Origin of the sequence: Brevibacillus borstelensis, from assembly GCF_037834415.1 — a bacterium.
GTDB lineage: Bacteria > Bacillota > Bacilli > Brevibacillales > Brevibacillaceae > Brevibacillus > Brevibacillus borstelensis_A.
This window is the reverse complement of sequence record NZ_JAUMSJ010000104.1, coordinates 1-922: the sequence shown is the minus strand read 5'-3', so window position 1 is coordinate 922 and position 922 is coordinate 1. Positions and strand designations below refer to the sequence as shown.

The 922-nt window shown below is 49.8% G+C and carries 1 protein-coding gene; it reads right to left on the bottom strand.

Going from position 1 to position 922, the window contains the following annotated elements; all coding sequences use genetic code 11:
- Positions 1 to 848: transposase (locus Q3F21_RS27155; protein WP_340259714.1), on the bottom strand; the 848-nt coding region annotated here is incomplete at its 3' end.
- Positions 849 to 922: the final 74 nt, after the last annotated feature.

Sequence of the window (922 nt, the reverse complement as noted above, 5' to 3'; positions counted from 1 at the left end):
ACATTGTAGCCAGGCTTGAGCTGGCCATTTCGCATATGGTCTTCTTTCATCCGCATAAATGTAGCGTCATGGTCCGTTTTGCTGTAACTATTTCGATTGCCTAAAATCGTCTCATGTGTCTCGTACTTTTGGAGGCGAGGAAGCAGGTCCTTGCGGATGATGCGCACCGCCTTCTGTAGGGGCTTGTCTTTTGGTTTCTCCTGCAGGCGCTCTTCCCATTGCTTGACGACATGCTCCAGCTTTTCACTTGTGATGCTGGAGGAGTCGCCCAACTCGAGAAGATCTCGGCCCCCGTGCTCTCCTTCTTCTTGCTTCTCGGCTTCTTCTATGGTGGCGAACAAGGTTCGTACTTTCTCCTGGAGCTTGGCTTTGTGCTTGACGACCGCTTTTCCCCAAACAAACGTATACCGGTTCGCATTGGCTTCGATCTTGGTGCCGTCCACAAAGTAATGCTCCAGTTGTACATAATTCTCTTCGACCAGGAATTGAAGAACTGCGGTAAATACGGTCTCAAGCACGGTTTTCATCCGTTCTGAGCGAAACCGGTTGATGGTGCGAAAATCCGGACGCTGTCTGCCTGCGATCCACATGAACATAATGTTTTCACGGACGGCCTTGGCAATCTGGCGCGAAGAGTAGATACGCTGGGTGTAAGCGTAAATGATGATTTTGGTGAGCATCTTGGGGTGATAGCTGTCACGTCCGCCACCGGGGTAAGCCGCATCGAAGATGGCGTCGTCGAGACGATTGACGGCGGCATGGACTACACGAACGAGATGATTGGCGGGGATGTCCTCTTCTAAATCCATTGGTAAGCAGAGTTGATCCATGGTATATTGAATGTACAAAGAAACCGTCTCCTTTTTGTAAATGGTGGGTGGTACTTCCATTTTATCAAAGGGCGGTTTCTTTTTCTTTGACG